Consider the following 16,304-nt stretch of genomic DNA (forward strand, 5'->3'; position numbering starts at 1 on the left):
CCGGTCGGACCCGGTGACGGACTGGAGGCCGTGCTCACCAGGTGAGCACGGCCTCCAGTCCGTCACGTGGTCCGGTCAGGACCGCCGGCGGCACCTGCGGACACCCGTCATGCCCTCCGGCGCACAACTCCCCCGACGCCGACAGGCGCAGGATCGCGTGGTGACCGCACCCTCCCGAGCCGCCGGCCTCGACGCCCTGCAGGCGTTCGTCCCGCATGCCGGAGCCGACTACCGTCGCGACCGCAACCACGACACCGGTCCGGCGCGGACCAACGTGTCCGGTCTGTCGCCGTACATCCGGCACCGGCTCGTCACCGAGCAGGAGGTCGTCGACGCCGTGCTCGACCGGCACAGCCTGCACACCGCGGAGAAGTTCGTGCAGGAGGTCTTCTGGCGCACCTACTGGAAGGGGTGGCTCGAACAGCGCCCCGATGTCTGGCGCCGCTACCGCGCAGAGGTCGCTGACCTGCTCGCCGGCGACCTGCCCGCTCGCTACGCGGACGTGCTCGCCGGGCGGTCCGGGATCGAGGCCATGGACGCGTGGGTGCACGAGCTCGTCGAGACCGGGTACCTGCACAACCACACGCGGATGTGGTTCGCGAGCATCTGGGTCTTCACCCTCGAACTGCCCTGGCAGCTCGGCGCCGACTTCTTCCACCGACACCTCCTCGACGGTGACGCCGCCTCGAACACCCTGTCGTGGCGCTGGGTCGCCGGTCTGCAGACCCGGGGGAAGACGTACCTGGCGACGACGGAGAACATCGCGCGGTACACGGACGGCCGCTTCGCACCGACGGGTCTCGCGACCCAGGCCCGAGCGCTCGACGAGGCGCCCTTCCCGGCCGCGGTCCCGGTGCCGTCCGACGACGTCGACGGCCGGGTCGGCGAGCACGTCGGATTGCTGCTGCACGAGGAGGACCTGGAGCCCGAGAGCCTGCTCGCGGAGCACCCGTCCGTCGCTGCGTCGATCCGGGCAGCCGCTGTGACCGCCGCCCCCGAGCAGCGCTCCCCTGCCGGTGTGTCCCCCGCGGTCGCGGCCTTCACCGCCGGTGCGGTCGCGGACGCTGCGACGCGGACCACCGATGCGACGGTGCTTGACTCGGTCGAGCCCTCCGCCGTCCTCGACTGGGCAGGCGCTGCGGACCTGGACACGGTGGTCGTCCCGTTCGCGCCCGTCGGCCCCGTCCGGGAGCGCCTCGACCTGTTGCGCTCGCGCCTCAGCGCGGAGGGCGTCTCGCTCGTCATCGTGCGTCGGCGGTGGGACGGGCGCGCGTGGCCGTACGCGTCGCGAGGGTTCTTCCCGTTCCGGGGGCGGATCCCTGGCCTGGTCCACGGGCGGTAGCCGAAGCCGCGAGCTGTGGGGTGGGCGCTGTCACGGCCTGGAGGCGCGGGGCGAGTCCGCCTCGCAGGCTCACCTGACGGGTCCGAAGGTCTCAGATGTGGCTGGCGCTCGCGTGTGGTCATGGCGTTCCGCGCTTTGTGAGGCGCAGCACGGCCGGTAGCGGATCGATCACCGGACTGCCTGACGCCGTACGCTCGCCGCATGAGACGCGTTCTCGATCTCCTTGGCATCACCCGTGCGAAGGGGTCACCTCGGCCCAAGATGCTCAACGCGATCATTGATGGTGTCGGGCTCTTCTTCGTGCTCACTGGTGGCTCGGTGATCGCCGGCAACGTTGAAGCGGGTAGCTCCACCGCGATCTGGACGGGTGGCGCTCTGATCGTGGTGGGCCTGGCGTGCTGGATCGTGGGAGGCGTTCTGAGCAGTCGGACAACGGGCAGCGGACCGTCTCGACAGCCGCTACCGGCACGGGATGCTCGTAGGCTTGCTGGGTGATCGCGCGAGTTCTTGGTTCTGGTCGTCCGCTCGTCGCCCTCCACGGCTTCGGGGTGGACCACCGAATCATGCTGCCACTGGCGGACGCGGTGCAGGATCTGCCTTGGCGGATCGTGTTCCTCGACCTGCCGTGGGCCGAAGACGCCGCGGTGACCGCAACCGCGAAGAGCGCGGTTGACGTGGCCGACGAGGTACTCGCCGAGATCGACGACCACCTCGGCGACGAGCCCTTCGCCGTCATCGGGAACTCGTTCGGCGGCATGATCGCTCGACACGTCGCCCACGAACGCCGAGACCACGTCCTCGGAGTCGCGACCCTGGCGGGTGTCGTGCATGCAGCACACGCAGACCGTACTGTCCCAAAGCGCACCGTGCTGCACACCGAAGCGTCCGTCCTCGAAGCCGCTGGCGACGCGCGAGAAGCCTTCGAGGAGGTCAGCGTCATCCAGGACGCCGCCGCGTTCGCAGCGTTCGAGCGGTATGTGCTGCCGGGTCTCCGTGGCGCCGACCCTGCCGTGATGGACCGTATCGCCGCCGACTACGCACTCGGTGTCCTGCCGGAGGAGCTCCATCCGGAACTGTTCACCGCTCCGGCCCTGCACCTGTTCGGTCGGCAGGATGACGTCGTCGGCTACGAGAACGGGCTCGCACTCCGGGACCACTACCCGCGAGGGAGCTTCGTCGTCCTCGATGGTGCTGGGCACAACGTGCACCTCGAACAACCCGGGATCACCGCCGCCCTGATCCGCGACTGGCTCGCACGCATCGACCGGTAGCCGATCGGCAACTGGACACTTCTTGTGAGTCTCTGCGTTGACCCACTGGCCCGGAGCGGTCACGGCTGGCGCAGAATGATGATCCCGGCGATGAGCGCCCAGGCCTGGAGTGGGAACACCGTGATGCATTCTGCCATCCCGATTCCGACAAGTCGACGGGGTTGACGATGGCGATCGCGGTCAGGATGAAGCCGAGCAGCCCCGTGATCCCGAGCACGAGTGCGGAGCGACGAACAATCGGGCAACCCCGGGTCGACCCGGAACGACCGGCGACGACGAGGGCGATGTTCCCGACGATGAAGATCGGGAGAGCGCCGACGGAGTGTCCGGCGATGTTGACGTCCTCTGGGATCAGGCCGACGATGATCCAACACCGTCCGGCAAGGACGACCATGACCTGCCATGCCGGCTTCCGGCGGGTCTGGGACCAGGCGGTGGACACCAAGACCGTTCCGAGGGCCGTTGAGGTGCTCACGATCCTCACGGCGGCTGGAGACCACGCGCACGTCGCGCCGTGACCACCCTCGGCACCGACTCGGTGTCGACCGGCCCACTGTCATGAGTGGTTCAGGCGTTGACGGTGGTACCGCGGCGTCGATCGATCCTGCACATCGCGAGGGCGATGGCTGCTGCAAGGACTGCTCCGACCGTGTTCATGAACCAGTCGTTCGTGTCGCACCGGCGGCCGAGCGCGGGTGCGAGGGCCTGGACGGCCTCGATGCCGGCGGAGAGCGCGACCGCACCCGCGAGGACCGTGAGGGGGCGGCCCGTCGCAGCTCCGAGGAAGAGCACGAGCGGCAGGAGCAGCGCGACGTTGGCGAGAGTGTCGAGGCCCTGGAAGGGGACGGAGAACTGCACCGTACAGCTGACACCGCCGGGTCGGGTGCCGTCGGGCAGCAGGGTGAGGACGAGCGCCGCGACGAGCGACACCGCGGACAGACCGAGCAGCACCCCGCGGAGGCGCAGCCGGTGGAGCACCCATGCGAGCACGGCTGCGAGCACGACGACCACCCAGAACCCCGCGCGGAACAGGGATGCGTGTTCGACGAGGAACGTGGAAATCATCAGGAGGCCTTCCGGTCGCGGTCGCGGTCTCGGTCGCGGTCGTGGTCGTGGTCGTGGTCGAGTCGGTCGAGCCAGATGCGCATGAGTGCAGACTCCTCCGGGAGGAGCGCGTCCGACGCCCCCTGCTCGAGCTGGGCGCGGACCTGGCGACGCGCGGCCGCGCTGGCGCCGTCCGGGTCCGAGGCGCCGCCCCGGCGCGACGGGGCGACGAGGACCGCGTCGAGGACGGCGTCCCGCAGGGTGTCAGCGACCTCGCTCGTGCCGACAGCGTCGGGGTCCGCCATCCGGTCGAGCGCGAACCCGACGTTGGCAGCCAGGAGCATCGTCGCCGCGACGGGGACGTCGATCCGGAGCATGCCGGCGGCGGCGCAGCGGGACAGGGTCCGCTCGAGCAGCACCGTCAGACCGTCCCTCGCGGCGCTGCTCGCCCAGGGGCGCGGTGCGAACATCAGCCGGTAGAGCGCGGCGTGCTCGCGGGCGAAGGCGAGGTGGTCGTCCCAACCCCGGCGGAGGTCCACCGAAGGGTCGTCGGACACCTCGAGTTCGGCCTTCCGCTGCGTGTAGCGCTCGAGCCCCGCGTCCGCGAGGGCGTCGAGCAACCCACGCTTGTCGCCGAACAGGCGGTAGAGCACCGGTTGGGTGACACCCGCCGCCTCGCACACCGCACGGGTGGCGACGTCGCCGTCGGGCGCAGCGACCAGCTGCTCCTCCGCGGCGCGGAGCAGATCGCTCCGGAGTGCTTCGTCAGTACGGGCCATGCGCCAATCGTAGCGCAGGTTGTATCGATGATCGTATCCGTGTTAGCGTCTGCGTAACGTCGAAATGAACGACGCGTACCAGTGAAAGGAAGCACCATGAGCACCGCACCCGAGCGCATCGCCGTGGTCACTGGCGGATCCCGCGGCATCGGCCGCGCGATCTCGACCCGACTCGCCGCAGACGGTTTCACCGTCGTCGTGAACCACGCCAGCGGCACAGACGCCGCAGCCGCCACCGTCGCCGAGATCGAAGGAGCAGGCGGGCGCGCTCTCGCCGTGCAGGCCGACGTCGCCGACGAGCACGCCGTCGCCGCGATGCTCGACCGGGTCGAGACCGACCACGGCGGCGTCGACGTCGTCGTGCACTCCGCCGGACGGCTCGCCCTGTCGACCATCGCCGACCAGGACCTCGAGGCCCTCGACGCACTCCACCGGACGAACATCCGTGGCACCTTCGTCGTCGCGCAGCAGGCAGCCCGCCGACTCCGGGCAGGCGGCGCCTTCGTCGGCTTGTCCACGTCGGTCGTGGGGACGCAGTTCCCGACCTACGGCGCGTACGTCGCGAGCAAGAGCGCGGCGGAGGGCATGGTGATGATCCTGGCGAAGGAGCTCCGCGGCCGGGACGTCACCGCGAACGTCGTGGCCCCTGGGCCGACGGCGACCGAGCTGTTCCTCGACGGCAAGACGCAGGAGCAGATCGACGCGCTGGCGAAGGTGCCGCCGTTGGAGCGCCTCGGGCGGCCGGAGGACATCGCCGGCGTCGTGGCGTTCCTCGTCGGGCCCGACGGCCGTTGGGTCAACGGGCAGACGATCCGCGCCAACGGCGGGATGGTCTGATGACCACGCCCCGTATCATCCTCGTCACGGGCGCGTCCAGCGGCTTCGGTCGACTGACCGCGGAGTCGCTCGCGCGGGCCGGCAACGTCGTCGTCGCGGGGATGCGTGCCGTCGACGGCCGGAACGCACCCGCCCGCACCGCGCTCGCGGACCTCGCCGCGCAGGAGGGCCTGCAGCTCGGCGCCGTCGAGCTGGACGTCCAGTCGCAGCAGTCCGTCGACGACGCCGTCGACACGGTCGTCCGCAAGCACGGACGCATCGACGTCCTCGTGCAGAACGCCGGGCACATGGCGTACGGACCCGCCGAGGCGTTCACGCCGGAGCAGTTCGCGGCGCTCTACGACGTCAACGTCGTCGGCGCCCAGCGCGTCGCCCGTGCCGCCCTGCCGCACATGCGCGACCGGCGATCCGGCCTGGTCGTCTGGGTCGGCAGTTCGTCCACCCGCGGCGGCCACCCGCCGTTCCTCGCGCCGTACTTCGCCGCGAAGGCCGGCATGGACGCCCTCGCCGAGAGCTACGCCGCGGAACTGATCCGCTTCGGCATCGACACCACCATCGTCGTGCCGGGGGCCTTCACCTCCGGGACGAACCACTTCACCAACGCCGCGGTCCCCGACGACACCGCACGTGTCGCAGAACACGACGCCGAGTACGGGACGCTCCGCCAGGACCTGACCGGGCGTCTCGCCGCGATCGTACCGGTGGACGCCGACGTGCAGGACGTCGCCGACGAGATCGTCCGCCTGGTCGGTCTCCCCGCCGGCAGTCGCCCGTACCGGGTCCACGTCGACCCCTCGCGCGACGGCAGCGAGGTCGTGTCGGCGGTGGCCGACCGCATCCGAGCCGAGTTCTACCACCGCGTCGGCATCGGGGACCTCCTGTCCGCGAACGCCGCACTCTGACCCCGGACCGTCCGGGACACCCACCGAGAGGAACACCATGCCCTTCGCCAACATCAAGGTCCCCGCTGACACCCTGACCCCCGAGTCGAAGAAGAAGCTCCAGGACGCCGTCACCGACGCCATCGTCGCCGCGTACGGCGAACGAGCCCGCCCCACGACGCTCGTCATCCTCGACGAGGTCGCCGACGGCGGCTGGATGCTCGGCGGCACCATCCTCAACGAGGCGCTGCTCGGCCGCGTCTGATCGCCCGCCCGTGGTGGGGGCCGGCACGACCGGCTCCCACCACACTCCGCGGGTCGACGCTGCTGCTCACCGTCGACACGCACCCCGCACCTGGGGCTCCGCCTGCGGCCACCCCAGACACCGTTCTCCGAAACCCGACACAGTCGCGCGTCCGCGATCTCGGTGTGTCGACACTCCTGAAGGAAGACCATGCAGCTCACCCAGCGAGCACGCCGCACCATCGCCCTCGCCGTCGTCCCGACTGCGGTCCTGACGTCCGGCCTCATCATCGCGCAGGCGTCCTACGCCGCCTTCTCCGCCACCACGAGCAACGCCCCGAACAGCTGGTCCGCCGGGTCGGTCGCGCTCAGCGACGACGACTCCGACACCGCGCTCTTCACGGCCACCGGCCTGAAGCCCGGCGACAGCCAGACCTCGTGCATCGTCGTCACGTCGACCGGCTCGCTCCCGTCGACGGTCAAGCTGTACGGCACGAGCCCCGCGACCACCAACGCGCTGTCGAGTTCGCTGAACGTCTCCATCACGCAGGGCACCGGTGGCACCTTCGGCAACTGCAGCGGATTCACCCCGCTGCCGTCCGGCGCCATGGTCTGGTCGGGCACCCTCGCCGACTTCGGGACGACCGCCACGAAGGCCTCGAACGGCGTCGGCACCTGGCGCACCGCCGGCGGCTCACCCGAGTCGCGCACCTACCAGATGACGGTCGCACTCGACCCTGCGACGCCGAACTCCGCCCAGAACGGGACCGCACGCATCGGTTTCACCTGGGAAGCCCAGAGTTCCTGAGTCCGGTCGTGGTCGACGTCGCCCCGCGTCCGGACGGACGACGCGAACGGTCCCCCGCAACGGTGGCGACGCTGTCCGAGGACGCCTCTACCGCGACCTGGGTGGTGTTCGTCGCAGCACTGCTCGGCCGCACGGTCCTCCTGGTCACGGTGGGCCTGCTGCTGTGGGCAGCGCTGCCCGCGGCGTGGGCGTGGATCCCCACGACGGTGGTCTCCGGCTCGATGGCGCCGCAGATCCGCCCCGGCGACGTCGTCGTCGCCATGCCGGTCCACGGTCGGGACGTGACGGTCGGGCAGGTGCTCCTGGTCGAGGACCCCGATCGCCCGGGAGCGCTGCTGCTGCACCGACTCGTCGCGCGGACGCCGTCGGGTGCCCTGCAGCTCCGCGGCGACGCCAACCCCGCGCCGGACGCCCGGACGGTGGACCCAGAGGACGTGCGCGGCATCGGCGTGCTCCGGGTCCCGCTGGTCGGTCTCCCCGCACTGTGGGTCCGCGAGCACGACACCGGCAGGCTCGCCGCGGCGGCGCTCGGACTCGGCGGCGCCCTCGTGCTCTCGTCCCGACTGAGCGGCCCCGGCGGGTCCGAGGTGACCCGTCCGGTCGGGCACGGACGGCGACGGCGACGGTCCGGCCGGGCGGAACGAGCCCGGAGCGTGGCCCTGATCGGTGTGCTGGCCGCGGGCCTCGCCGTGGCGGTCGTTGCGAACAGCGCCGCGCACGCGGCGTTCACGGCGGCCGCCGCGAACACGGCGGACCGCTTCGCCACCGGCACCTTCCCGTGCCTTCAGCGCGCCCCGTTCGCGCACACGTATCTGACCTACCGCTTCGACGACGCACCCGGGACCACTGCGGCCGACGGATCCGGGAACGGGCACCACGGCACCCTCACGCCGGGCGTCTCCCTCGCCCCGGGCACGTGTCGTCCCGGCGACAGCCCGTCCCTGCTGACCGGCGGGGTCCGCGGGCAGGTGATCACGGACACGGCGATCGAGGCGCCGCAGGTGTTCGCGATCGAGACCTGGTTCAGGACGACCACCACCACCGGCGGGGTGCTCCTCGGCTTCGGGAACCTCCAGACCGACCAGTCCACCAAGTACGACCGCCAGCTCTACCTCTCCGACGAGGGCGCCGTGTACTTCGGCGCCTACAACGGCACCAACACCGCGATCAGCTCCGCAGCCGGCCTCAACGACGGTGCCTGGCACCTCGCCACCGCGACCATGGACGCCTCGGGCATGCGCCTCTACATCGACGGCAAGCAGGTCGTGGCGAACAGCAACACCAGGGCCGAGGTCAGCACCGGATGGTGGCGGATCGGCTTCGACAACCTCAACGGCTGGCCCGGCAACCACACGACGTTCCACTTCAAGGGCAACCTCGACGACGTCACCGTCTACGACGACACGTTGTCGGCAGCAGCTGTCGAGGAACACTTCGCAGCCGGCCGGTGAGCGGCAGGTCGCCCCGGCGTCGCGTGCCGAGACGTCGGAGTTCAGCCGAGCTGCTGCTCGATCTGCGGCAGGAGCATCCGCACCGCCGCGGTGACGACGTCGTCCACCCGGTCGGGCGGGATCCGGCCGGCGGCCGCCAGCGCGCTGATGCCCTCGGTCGTCGCCGCGAGCAGGAACGGGATGGGGCCCAGCGACGACGGGTCGCGCTCGCCGAGCAGCTCCGCACCGAGCGTGAAGAACCGCTCCGCCGAGGACCGCGAGGCCTCGTCCCGGGTCTCGCCCTCCGTCGAGGCGAACATCAGCTGCATGAGGGGCCCGTTCCGCTGGGCGAAGCGGACGTGCGCCCGGACGTACGCCGTGAGGCGAGGCTCGAGGTCCCCCGGTCCGCGAGCGGCCTCCAGGTGACCGCGGAGCTCGTCGAAGCCGTCCGCGGCGATCGCGTCGAGGACGGCGTCGCGGTCGCGGAAGTGGCGCAGCGGCGCAGCGTGGCTCACACCGACGCGACGCGCGAGTTCACGCACCGTCACCGCCTGCTGCCCCTCCTCGATCAGCAGCGCGCGCCCCTCGCGCACGAGCTCCTGCCGGAGCGACCCGTGGTGGTACGTCCGCGCTTGCGCACTCATGCCTCCAGTGTAGGCGTTGACAACAATGTTTGCGGTGTCTACATTGACGTCATGGACGACACCAGGACCGGTCGGGCACCGACCGACGAGACCGTGATCATCACCGGCGGCACGAGCGGCATCGGGAGGGCGACGGCCGTCGCACTGGCCGGGGCGGGAGCGCGGATCGTCCTCGCGGTCCGGAACACGGAGAAGGGGCGCGCGGTCGCGTCGACCCTCCCGGGAACGCCGGGAACGCACCGGGTCCGCGCGCTCGACCTCGCGCGACTGGAGACCGTCGAGGCGTTCGCGGCCGGCATCGACGAGCCGATCGCGATCCTCGTCAACAATGCCGGCGTCGAGTCGAAGGACCTCCAGCGGACCGCGGACGGGCACGAACTCCAGTTCGGCACGAACCACCTCGGGCACTTCCTGCTGACGACTCTGCTCCTGCCGCACATCACCGACCGGGTCGTCACCGTCGCCTCCCAAGCGGAGCGTATGGCCCGACTCGACCTCACGGACCTCGACTGGTACCGACGCACGTACAACGGCGGCCGCGCCTACGCCGACTCGAAGGCCGCCAACCTGCTCTTCACCTCTGAACTCGACCGGCGGCTGCTGGCGGCGGGGTCCCGCGTGCGCGCCCTCGCCGCGCACCCCGGGCTGGTCAAGACGGCCATCTACGAGCGACCGGCCGGAGCGCGCCCCAACCTCTGGGACCGACTCGTCCCGGTCCTCGGACAGGAGCCGGAGGACGGGGCGCTACCCTCCCTCATGGCCGCGACGGCCGACCTGCCCGGGGACACCTTCGTCGGGCCGCAGCGCATGATGCACATGCGGGGCGGCGCCGAGGTGATCGGGCGGTCCAAGCGCGTGCAGGACCCGGACATCGCGGCTCGTCTCTGGTCGATCTCGGAGGACATGACCGCAGTGGACGCCCGCCGGTGAGCACCGTCCGCGTCGACACCCCGGCGGTCCGTCCCGGGGCGCGCGGGTGGCATCGACCGCTCGTGGCCTTCGCCGCGGCGATGTGCGTCTGGGCGGTGGTCTGCCTCGTGGGGATGCTCGTCGACCACCGCACGCTCGCCGCGGACCCGATCTGGGCGAAGCCGCTCAAGTTCTCGATCTCGCTGGCGCTCTACGCGGTGACGCTGGCGTGGATGCTCTCCATGGTGCAGCGCCCCGTCCTCCGTCGACTCGGCTGGTGGGCCGGGACCATCGGCGCGGGCGCGTCCCTCCTGGAGATCGTCGTCATCGCCGTCCAGGTGGTGCGCGGTGTCGGCAGCCACTTCAACGTCTCGACGCCGACGAACCAGCTCTTCTACCAGCTCATGGCCGGCGGGGTCACCCTGATGTACTGCGCCACCCTGCTGGTCGGCGCCGCGGTCGCCGTCTTCTCGCACCTGCCGGACCGGGCAACGGCCTGGGCACTGCGGATCGGTCTCGTCATCGCGCTGGTCGGCCTGTCCGTCGGCTTCCTCATGGTCGTCCCGACGGCGGCGCAGCTCGCGGACCCGGGTTCGGGGACGTACGGGTCACACTCCGTCGGCGGTGACGACGCGTCCGGCGGCATCCCCTTCCTCGGGTGGAACACCGTCCACGGCGACCTCCGGGTGTCCCACTTCGTGGGAATGCACGCTCTGCAGGTACTCCCCCTCCTCGCGCTCGTCCTGCCGGCGACCATGCGCGAACAGACTCGGCTGCGCGTCGTGGTCACCGCCGGGGCGGGCTACGCCGCAGCCACCTCGATCACGCTGTGGCAGGCACTACGAGGCCAGTCGGTCCTCCACCCCGACCTCCTCACAATCGAGGTCGTCGGAATCGTCGCCCTCCTCACGGGCTCCGCCTCAGTGATCATCCGCCACCGAAACTCGTGACACTCATCGACGAGCCACGAAACGATCAAAGGCTCCTCGAAGACCTCGCTAGGGGATCGGTCGGTGAGACAGGTCGGCTACGAACCGAATAGGCCGAGAGCCCCCGCAACGGCCACAGAGCAACCCGCAACCACCGCCACCACGCCCCCGATGATCGCGGCCAGTCGCTGATCCTTATTCATCCCCATGCCCCGAGCTTAGAGGTGTCCGATAGCCGGTCCTGGACCGGACGCAGTCGCACGCAGGACCGGCTCAGCGACCGCCTGTCGCACATGGCCCGTCCGCAATCGTTCTCGGTGAAGGGGCGCCATCCGGAGGCGTCCACAGCTCGGGAAGCACGAAAACGCCCCGCCGGCCGAAGCCAGCGGGGCGTTCCCTCGAGTCAGACCAGGATCAGAAGTCCCAGTCCTCGTCCTCCGTCACGACGGCCTTGCCGATGACGTACGACGACCCCGACCCCGAGAAGAAGTCGTGGTTCTCGTCCGCGTTCGGCGACAGCGCCGACAGGATCGCCGGGTTCACGTCCGTCGTCTCCTTGGGGAACATCGGCTCGTAGCCCAGGTTCATCAGCGCCTTGTTTGCGTTGTAGTGCAGGAACTTCTTGACGTCCTCGGTCAGCCCGACACCGTCGTAGAGGTCCTGCGTGTACTGCACCTCGTTCTCGTAGAGCTCGAACAGCAGGTTGAACGTGTAGTCCTTGATCTCCTGCTTGCGCTCCTCGGAAGCGCCCTCGAGGCCCTTCTGGAACTTGTAGCCGATGTAGTACCCGTGGACGGCTTCGTCGCGGATGATCAGGCGGATCAAGTCGGCAGTGTTGGTGAGCTTGGCGCGCGAGGACCAGTACATCGGCAGGTAGAAGCCGGAGTAGAACAGGAACGACTCGAGCAGCGTCGAGGCGACCTTGCGCTTCAGGGGGTCGTCACCGGTGTAGTAGTCGAGGACGATCTGAGCCTTCTTCTGCAGGTTCACGTTCTCGGTGGACCAGCGGAAGGCGTCGTCGATCTCGGGCGTCGAGGCGAGCGTCGAGAAGATCGACGAGTAGCTCTTCGCGTGCACCGACTCCATGAACGCGATGTTCGTGTAGACGGCCTCTTCGTGCGGGGTGATCGCGTCGGGGATCAGGCTGATCGCGCCGACGGTTCCCTGGATGGTGTCGAGCAGCGTCAGGCCGGTGAAGACCCGCATGGTGAGCTGCTGCTCCTCCGGCGTGAGCGTGTTCCACGACTGCACGTCGTTCGACAGCGGCACCTTCTCGGGCAGCCAGAAGTTGTTGACCAGACGGTTCCAGACCTCGACGTCCTTGTCGTCCTGGATGCGGTTCCAGTTGATGGCACTGACCGCGCTGATCAGCGGGATGGACTTGCCCGTGGCGTGGACCGGGTCGGTGAGGGTCATGGTCTCTTCCTGAATGTAGCTTGCCGTCGAGGTGAACGGGGCAGGCCGTAACCTGCCCCGTCCCAGCGCTTACACGCGCTGCGTGATGGTGCCGCCGGGGTCCCGCTTCGCGGTTGCCTCGGTCACGAACCGGCCGCTGCTGGCCGACCGGCTCACGGTACGGGAGTTCCCAGTCCCGCTACCGACGCGCTCGGTGGTCGTCTTCGACGGCCAACGAGCGGCAGCAGCGTTACTGACGAAGCGCCCACTTGCCGCACTCCTGTTAACGTTCTTGCCCACTGTCATCACCTCCTCTCGGGGCTACCTCAGCCCCGAGAGCCCGACCCGGGAGGGTCGGTTCGACTCATGTACAGTGGACGTTCCAGCCGACAAGTTGGAGTCCCTGTTAGGGGCTGTTCAGGACCAGGTTTTCGCGAACCTGGTCCTGAGCTCTTTGTGGACTTGTATCGACTGGAGGCGCGGGGCGGGGCCCGCCCCGCGCCTCCAGGAAGAGAGCAGCAGCTCTACAGCATGCAGCTGACGCAGCCCTCGACCTCGGTGCCCTCGAGGGCGAGCTGGCGCAGACGGATGTAGTAGATCGTCTTGATGCCCTTGCGCCATGCGTAGATCTGCGCCTTGTTGATGTCGCGCGTGGTGGCGGTGTCCTTGAAGAACAGCGTCAGGGACAGGCCCTGGTCGACGTGCTGCGTGGCAGCCGCGTAGGTGTCGATGATCTTCTCGGCACCGATCTCGTACGCGTCCTGGTAGTAGTCCAGGTTGTCGTTCGTCATGAACGGCGCCGGGTAGTAGACGCGGCCGAGCTTGCCTTCCTTGCGGATCTCGATCTTCGACGCGATCGGGTGGATCGACGACGTCGAGTGGTTGATGTACGAGATCGAACCGGTCGGCGGGACGGCCTGCAGGTTCTGGTTGTAGATGCCGTGCTCCTGGATGGACGCCTTCAGCGCCTTCCAGTCGTCCTGCGTCGGGATCGCGATGTTCGCGTCGTCGAACAGCGAGGCGACGCGCTGGGTCGCCGGCGTCCACGCCTGCTCGGTGTACTTGTCGAAGAACTCGCCCGACGCGTACTTCGAGTCACGGAAGCCGTCGAACGTCTCCCCCGTCTCGATCGCGATGTTGTTCGAGGCACGCAGGGCGTGGAACAGCACCGTGTAGAAGTAGATGTTCGTGAAGTCGATGCCTTCTTCGGAGCCGTAGTACACGCGCTCACGAGCGAGGTAGCCGTGCAGGTTCATCTGGCCGAGGCCGATGGCGTGCGACTTGTCGTTGCCGTCCTCGACCGAGCGGACCGACGAGATGTGCGACATCTGCGACACCGAGGTCAAGCCGCGGATCGCCGTCTCGATGGTCTTGCCGAAGTCCGGCGAGTCCATCGTCAGCGCGATGTTCAGCGAGCCGAGGTTGCAGGAGATGTCCTTGCCGATCTCCTTGTAGGACAGGTCCTCGTTGAAGGTCGTCGGGGTGTTGACCTGCAGGATCTCCGAGCACAGGTTGGACATGTTGATCCGACCCTTGATCGGGTTGGCCTTGTTCACCGTGTCCTCGAACACGATGTACGGGTAGCCCGACTCGAACTGGATCTCGGCGATCGTCGTGAAGAAGTCACGCGCCTTGATCTTCGTCTTCTTGATGCGCGGGTCGTCGACCATCGCGCGGTAGTTCTCGGAGATCGGGACGTCGCCGAAGGGGACGCCGTAGACCTTCTCGACGTCGTACGGCGAGAACAGGTACATGTCCTCGTTGTTCTTCGCGAGCTCGAACGTGATGTCCGGCACGACGACACCGAGCGACAGTGTCTTGATGCGGATCTTCTCGTCGGCGTTCTCGCGCTTGGTGTCGAGGAACTTCATGATGTCCGGGTGGTGCGCCGACAGGTAGACGGCACCGGCACCCTGACGCGCACCGAGCTGGTTCGCGTAGGAGAAGGAGTCTTCCAGCAGCTTCATCACGGGGATGATGCCCGAGGACTGGTTCTCGATCTGCTTGATCGGGGCGCCGGCCTCGCGGATGTTGGAGAGGAGCAGGGCCACGCCGCCGCCGCGCTTCGAGAGCTGCAGCGAGGAGTTGATGCCGCGCGAGATCGACTCCATGTTGTCCTCGATGCGGAGGAGGAAGCAGGAGACGAGCTCGCCGCGCTGGGCCTTCGCCGTGTTGAGGAACGTCGGGGTCGCGGGCTGGAAGCGGCCGGCGACGATTTCCTCGACGAGGTCGATCGCGAGCTGCTCGTTGCCCTGCGCCAGGCCGAGGGCGGTCATGACGACGCGGTCCTCGAAGCGCTCGAGGTAGCGCTTGCCGTCGAACGTCTTGAGCGTGTAGCTCGTGTAGTACTTGAACGCACCGAGGAACGTCTGGAACCGGAACTTCTTCGAGTAGGCCAGGTCGTTGAGCTGCTGGATGAACTCCAGCGAGTACATGTCGATCGTCTCGCGCTCGTAGTACTCGTTCTCGACCAGGTAGTCGAGCCGCTCCTTCAGGTTGTGGAAGAAGACGGTGTTCTGGTTGACGTGCTGCAGGAAGAACTGCTTGGCAGCCTCACGATCCTTGTCGAACTGGATGTTCCCGTTCGCGTCGTAGAGGTTGAGCATCGCGTTGAGGGAGTGGTAGTCCATCCCCGTCTGCGGCGACGTCAGATCGACGTCTGCAACTGCTGCGTCCAAAATGCATCCAATCCTTGGTTGACCGCCTGGACGTCGTCCGGCGTTCCGAAGAGTTCGAACCTGTAGAGCAGAGGGACGCCGCACTTCTGCGCGATGACGTCCCCGGCGAGGCCGTAGGCCTCGCCGAAGTTCGTGTTGCCCCCGACGATCACGCCGCGGATGAGCGAGCGGTTGCGTTCGTCGTTGAGGAACTTGATGACCTGCTTGGGCACCGCGCCCTGCCCGTTGCCGCCCCCGTACGTCGGCAGGACGAGCACGTAGGGCTCGTCGGCCTGGAGGAACGGATCACGCGGGTGGAGCGGGATGCGGTCCGCGTCCCTGCCGAGCTTCTCGACGAAACGGGCCGTGTAGCCGGAAACGCTGGAGAAGTAGACGAGGCGACTCATGCGCGCGCTCCTTGGGAGAGGTGCGGACAGCAGATCGGGGGTGGCCCGTCGGAGGCGGTGCGTGCCTCCAGGCCGGCGGAGGTGCGGGTCCCGTGACGGGACCCGCACGCATCACGCGAGTTCGGCGCTGAGCGTCGCGATCTTGTCGGGACGGAAGCCCGACCAGTGGTCGTCGTCGGTGACGACGACGGGGGCCTGCATGTAGCCGAGGCTCTTGACGTGCTCGAGCGCTGCCTCGTCCGCGGAGACGTCGAGGACCTCGTACTGGATGCCCTTGTTGTCGAGGGCGCGGTACGTCGCGGTGCACTGGACGCAGGACGGCTTGGTGTAGACGGTGACGGCCATGATCTCCCCTGGTTCTTGCTGGGTGTTCCGATGCTGTGGAGGTGGTGCTGATGCTTGTCCGCAGACACGGTCCGGGAGGGGCCGCTGCGATGACTCCACACTACATCTAGTGGCTGGCCGCCGCACCGACCACAAGAGGAAGTGTTACAGCCGTGTAGTTCTCCACAAGCTCTCCACAGTGTGAACACCTCGGGGAGGCCCGTGATTCCGCCAGTCTGGGGCCGACCACCGACACTTCCCCACACACGTGGACAGGTTCGATCCACATGTGTGGAATCCGACGATCGGCGTGTCGCGGAGGGCCCTCCGGAGGTCGCTCGTCCCCAGTGCCCCCGGACGGGTGACAGCCCCTTCCGTCCGGTCCGTACACTCGTCTCGTGAGT

At 68.6% G+C, this 16,304-nt stretch carries 17 protein-coding genes; 10 read left to right on the top strand and 7 right to left on the bottom strand.

The window, feature by feature from the left end; genetic code table 11:
• Window positions 1-160 precede the first annotated feature (160 nt).
• The 3 genes from H7A69_RS06350 to H7A69_RS06360 all read left to right on the top strand — a co-directional run bounded on the left by H7A69_RS06350 (window position 161) and on the right by H7A69_RS06360 (window position 3,131).
• A complete protein-coding gene (locus tag H7A69_RS06350) occupies window positions 161-1,342 on the top strand; it encodes an FAD-binding domain-containing protein (RefSeq protein ID WP_220456202.1) in 1,182 nt (393 codons plus the stop codon).
• A 491-nt stretch (window positions 1,343-1,833) separates the two neighbouring features.
• Window positions 1,834-2,613, top strand: coding sequence for an alpha/beta fold hydrolase (locus H7A69_RS06355; RefSeq protein ID WP_182046279.1), 780 nt, complete (start codon window positions 1,834-1,836; stop codon window positions 2,611-2,613).
• 167 nt (window positions 2,614-2,780) lie between these two features.
• A complete protein-coding gene (locus tag H7A69_RS06360; protein ID WP_182046280.1) occupies window positions 2,781-3,131 on the top strand; it encodes a hypothetical protein in 351 nt (116 codons plus the stop codon).
• Window positions 3,132-3,180: 49 nt separating this feature from the next.
• Here the strand turns inward: H7A69_RS06360 and H7A69_RS06365 are convergent, their stop codons facing one another.
• Complete coding sequence (locus tag H7A69_RS06365; protein WP_182046281.1) at window positions 3,181-3,678, bottom strand: VanZ family protein; 498 nt, start codon at window positions 3,676-3,678, stop codon at window positions 3,181-3,183.
• Window positions 3,678-4,436, bottom strand: coding sequence for a TetR/AcrR family transcriptional regulator (locus tag H7A69_RS06370; protein ID WP_182046282.1), 759 nt, complete (start codon window positions 4,434-4,436; stop codon window positions 3,678-3,680). Before H7A69_RS06370 ends, H7A69_RS06365 begins: the two co-directional genes overlap by 1 nt.
• A gap of 96 nt (window positions 4,437-4,532) precedes the next feature.
• Here H7A69_RS06370 and H7A69_RS06375 point away from each other — a divergent pair, with 96 nt between their 5' ends.
• The 5 genes from H7A69_RS06375 to H7A69_RS06395 all read left to right on the top strand — a co-directional run bounded on the left by H7A69_RS06375 (window position 4,533) and on the right by H7A69_RS06395 (window position 8,656).
• Window positions 4,533-5,273 (top strand): SDR family oxidoreductase, encoded by a 741-nt coding sequence (locus H7A69_RS06375; protein ID WP_182046283.1) that lies wholly within the window; start codon window positions 4,533-4,535, stop codon window positions 5,271-5,273.
• Window positions 5,273-6,175 carry an SDR family oxidoreductase gene (locus tag H7A69_RS06380; protein ID WP_182046284.1) on the top strand — a complete coding sequence of 301 codons (903 nt, stop codon included), beginning with the start codon at window positions 5,273-5,275 and terminating at the stop codon, window positions 6,173-6,175. Before H7A69_RS06375 ends, H7A69_RS06380 begins: the two co-directional genes overlap by 1 nt.
• 37 nt (window positions 6,176-6,212) lie before the next feature.
• Window positions 6,213-6,419 (top strand): tautomerase family protein, encoded by a 207-nt coding sequence (locus H7A69_RS06385; RefSeq protein ID WP_182046285.1) that lies wholly within the window; start codon window positions 6,213-6,215, stop codon window positions 6,417-6,419.
• 189 nt (window positions 6,420-6,608) lie between these two features.
• Window positions 6,609-7,205: a hypothetical protein gene (locus tag H7A69_RS06390; RefSeq protein ID WP_182046286.1), complete on the top strand. Its 597-nt coding sequence runs from the start codon at window positions 6,609-6,611 to the stop codon at window positions 7,203-7,205.
• A gap of 101 nt (window positions 7,206-7,306) precedes the next feature.
• Window positions 7,307-8,656 carry a LamG-like jellyroll fold domain-containing protein gene (locus H7A69_RS06395; protein ID WP_182046287.1) on the top strand — a complete coding sequence of 450 codons (1,350 nt, stop codon included), beginning with the start codon at window positions 7,307-7,309 and terminating at the stop codon, window positions 8,654-8,656.
• A 41-nt stretch (window positions 8,657-8,697) separates the two neighbouring features.
• On the opposite strand, the gene H7A69_RS06400 is transcribed toward H7A69_RS06395, so the two are convergent.
• Complete coding sequence (locus H7A69_RS06400; RefSeq protein ID WP_182046288.1) at window positions 8,698-9,279, bottom strand: TetR/AcrR family transcriptional regulator; 582 nt, start codon at window positions 9,277-9,279, stop codon at window positions 8,698-8,700.
• Window positions 9,280-9,330: 51 nt separating this feature from the next.
• Between H7A69_RS06400 and H7A69_RS06405 the strand changes: the two genes are divergently transcribed.
• Window positions 9,331-10,209, top strand: coding sequence for an SDR family NAD(P)-dependent oxidoreductase (locus H7A69_RS06405; RefSeq protein ID WP_182046289.1), 879 nt, complete (start codon window positions 9,331-9,333; stop codon window positions 10,207-10,209).
• Complete coding sequence (locus tag H7A69_RS06410; RefSeq protein WP_182046290.1) at window positions 10,206-11,138, top strand: hypothetical protein; 933 nt, start codon at window positions 10,206-10,208, stop codon at window positions 11,136-11,138. Before H7A69_RS06405 ends, H7A69_RS06410 begins: the two co-directional genes overlap by 4 nt.
• Window positions 11,139-11,531: 393 nt before the next feature.
• Here the strand turns inward: H7A69_RS06410 and nrdF are convergent, their stop codons facing one another.
• The 4 genes from nrdF to nrdH all read right to left on the bottom strand — a co-directional run bounded on the left by nrdF (window position 11,532) and on the right by nrdH (window position 15,921).
• A complete protein-coding gene (gene nrdF / locus H7A69_RS06415) occupies window positions 11,532-12,533 on the bottom strand; it encodes a class 1b ribonucleoside-diphosphate reductase subunit beta (RefSeq protein ID WP_065963154.1) in 1,002 nt (333 codons plus the stop codon).
• A gap of 503 nt (window positions 12,534-13,036) precedes the next feature.
• A complete protein-coding gene (gene nrdE, locus H7A69_RS06420) occupies window positions 13,037-15,142 on the bottom strand; it encodes a class 1b ribonucleoside-diphosphate reductase subunit alpha (RefSeq protein ID WP_141719021.1) in 2,106 nt (701 codons plus the stop codon).
• 17 nt (window positions 15,143-15,159) lie between these two features.
• The gene (gene nrdI, locus H7A69_RS06425) at window positions 15,160-15,576 is read right to left on the bottom strand and encodes a class Ib ribonucleoside-diphosphate reductase assembly flavoprotein NrdI (RefSeq protein WP_182046291.1); all 417 of its coding nucleotides are present in this window, start codon (window positions 15,574-15,576) and stop codon (window positions 15,160-15,162) included.
• A gap of 111 nt (window positions 15,577-15,687) precedes the next feature.
• Window positions 15,688-15,921, bottom strand: coding sequence for a glutaredoxin-like protein NrdH (gene nrdH / locus H7A69_RS06430; RefSeq protein WP_058727719.1), 234 nt, complete (start codon window positions 15,919-15,921; stop codon window positions 15,688-15,690).
• Window positions 15,922-16,304: the final 383 nt, after the last annotated feature.

Source organism: Curtobacterium sp. ME26, from assembly GCF_903970945.1.
GTDB lineage: Bacteria > Actinomycetota > Actinomycetes > Actinomycetales > Microbacteriaceae > Curtobacterium > Curtobacterium citri.

What these genes read in the sequence shown, in the direction of transcription:
- H7A69_RS06360 (WP_182046280.1), top strand. Translation starts at nt 2,781, where the DNA reads ATGGCGATCGCGGTCAGGATGAAGCCGAGCAGCCCCGTGATCCCGAGC.
- H7A69_RS06365 (WP_182046281.1), bottom strand. Translation starts at nt 3,678, where the DNA reads ATGATTTCCACGTTCCTCGTCGAACACGCATCCCTGTTCCGCGCGGGG.
- H7A69_RS06370 (WP_182046282.1), bottom strand. Translation starts at nt 4,436, where the DNA reads ATGGCCCGTACTGACGAAGCACTCCGGAGCGATCTGCTCCGCGCCGCG.
- H7A69_RS06375 (WP_182046283.1), top strand. Translation starts at nt 4,533, where the DNA reads ATGAGCACCGCACCCGAGCGCATCGCCGTGGTCACTGGCGGATCCCGC.
- H7A69_RS06380 (WP_182046284.1), top strand. Translation starts at nt 5,273, where the DNA reads ATGACCACGCCCCGTATCATCCTCGTCACGGGCGCGTCCAGCGGCTTC.
- H7A69_RS06385 (WP_182046285.1), top strand. Translation starts at nt 6,213, where the DNA reads ATGCCCTTCGCCAACATCAAGGTCCCCGCTGACACCCTGACCCCCGAG.
- H7A69_RS06390 (WP_182046286.1), top strand. Translation starts at nt 6,609, where the DNA reads ATGCAGCTCACCCAGCGAGCACGCCGCACCATCGCCCTCGCCGTCGTC.
- H7A69_RS06400 (WP_182046288.1), bottom strand. Translation starts at nt 9,279, where the DNA reads ATGAGTGCGCAAGCGCGGACGTACCACCACGGGTCGCTCCGGCAGGAG.
- H7A69_RS06405 (WP_182046289.1), top strand. Translation starts at nt 9,331, where the DNA reads ATGGACGACACCAGGACCGGTCGGGCACCGACCGACGAGACCGTGATC.
- nrdF (WP_065963154.1), bottom strand. Translation starts at nt 12,533, where the DNA reads ATGACCCTCACCGACCCGGTCCACGCCACGGGCAAGTCCATCCCGCTG.
- nrdE (WP_141719021.1), bottom strand. Translation starts at nt 15,142, where the DNA reads ATGGACTACCACTCCCTCAACGCGATGCTCAACCTCTACGACGCGAAC.
- nrdI (WP_182046291.1), bottom strand. Translation starts at nt 15,576, where the DNA reads ATGAGTCGCCTCGTCTACTTCTCCAGCGTTTCCGGCTACACGGCCCGT.
- nrdH (WP_058727719.1), bottom strand. Translation starts at nt 15,921, where the DNA reads ATGGCCGTCACCGTCTACACCAAGCCGTCCTGCGTCCAGTGCACCGCG.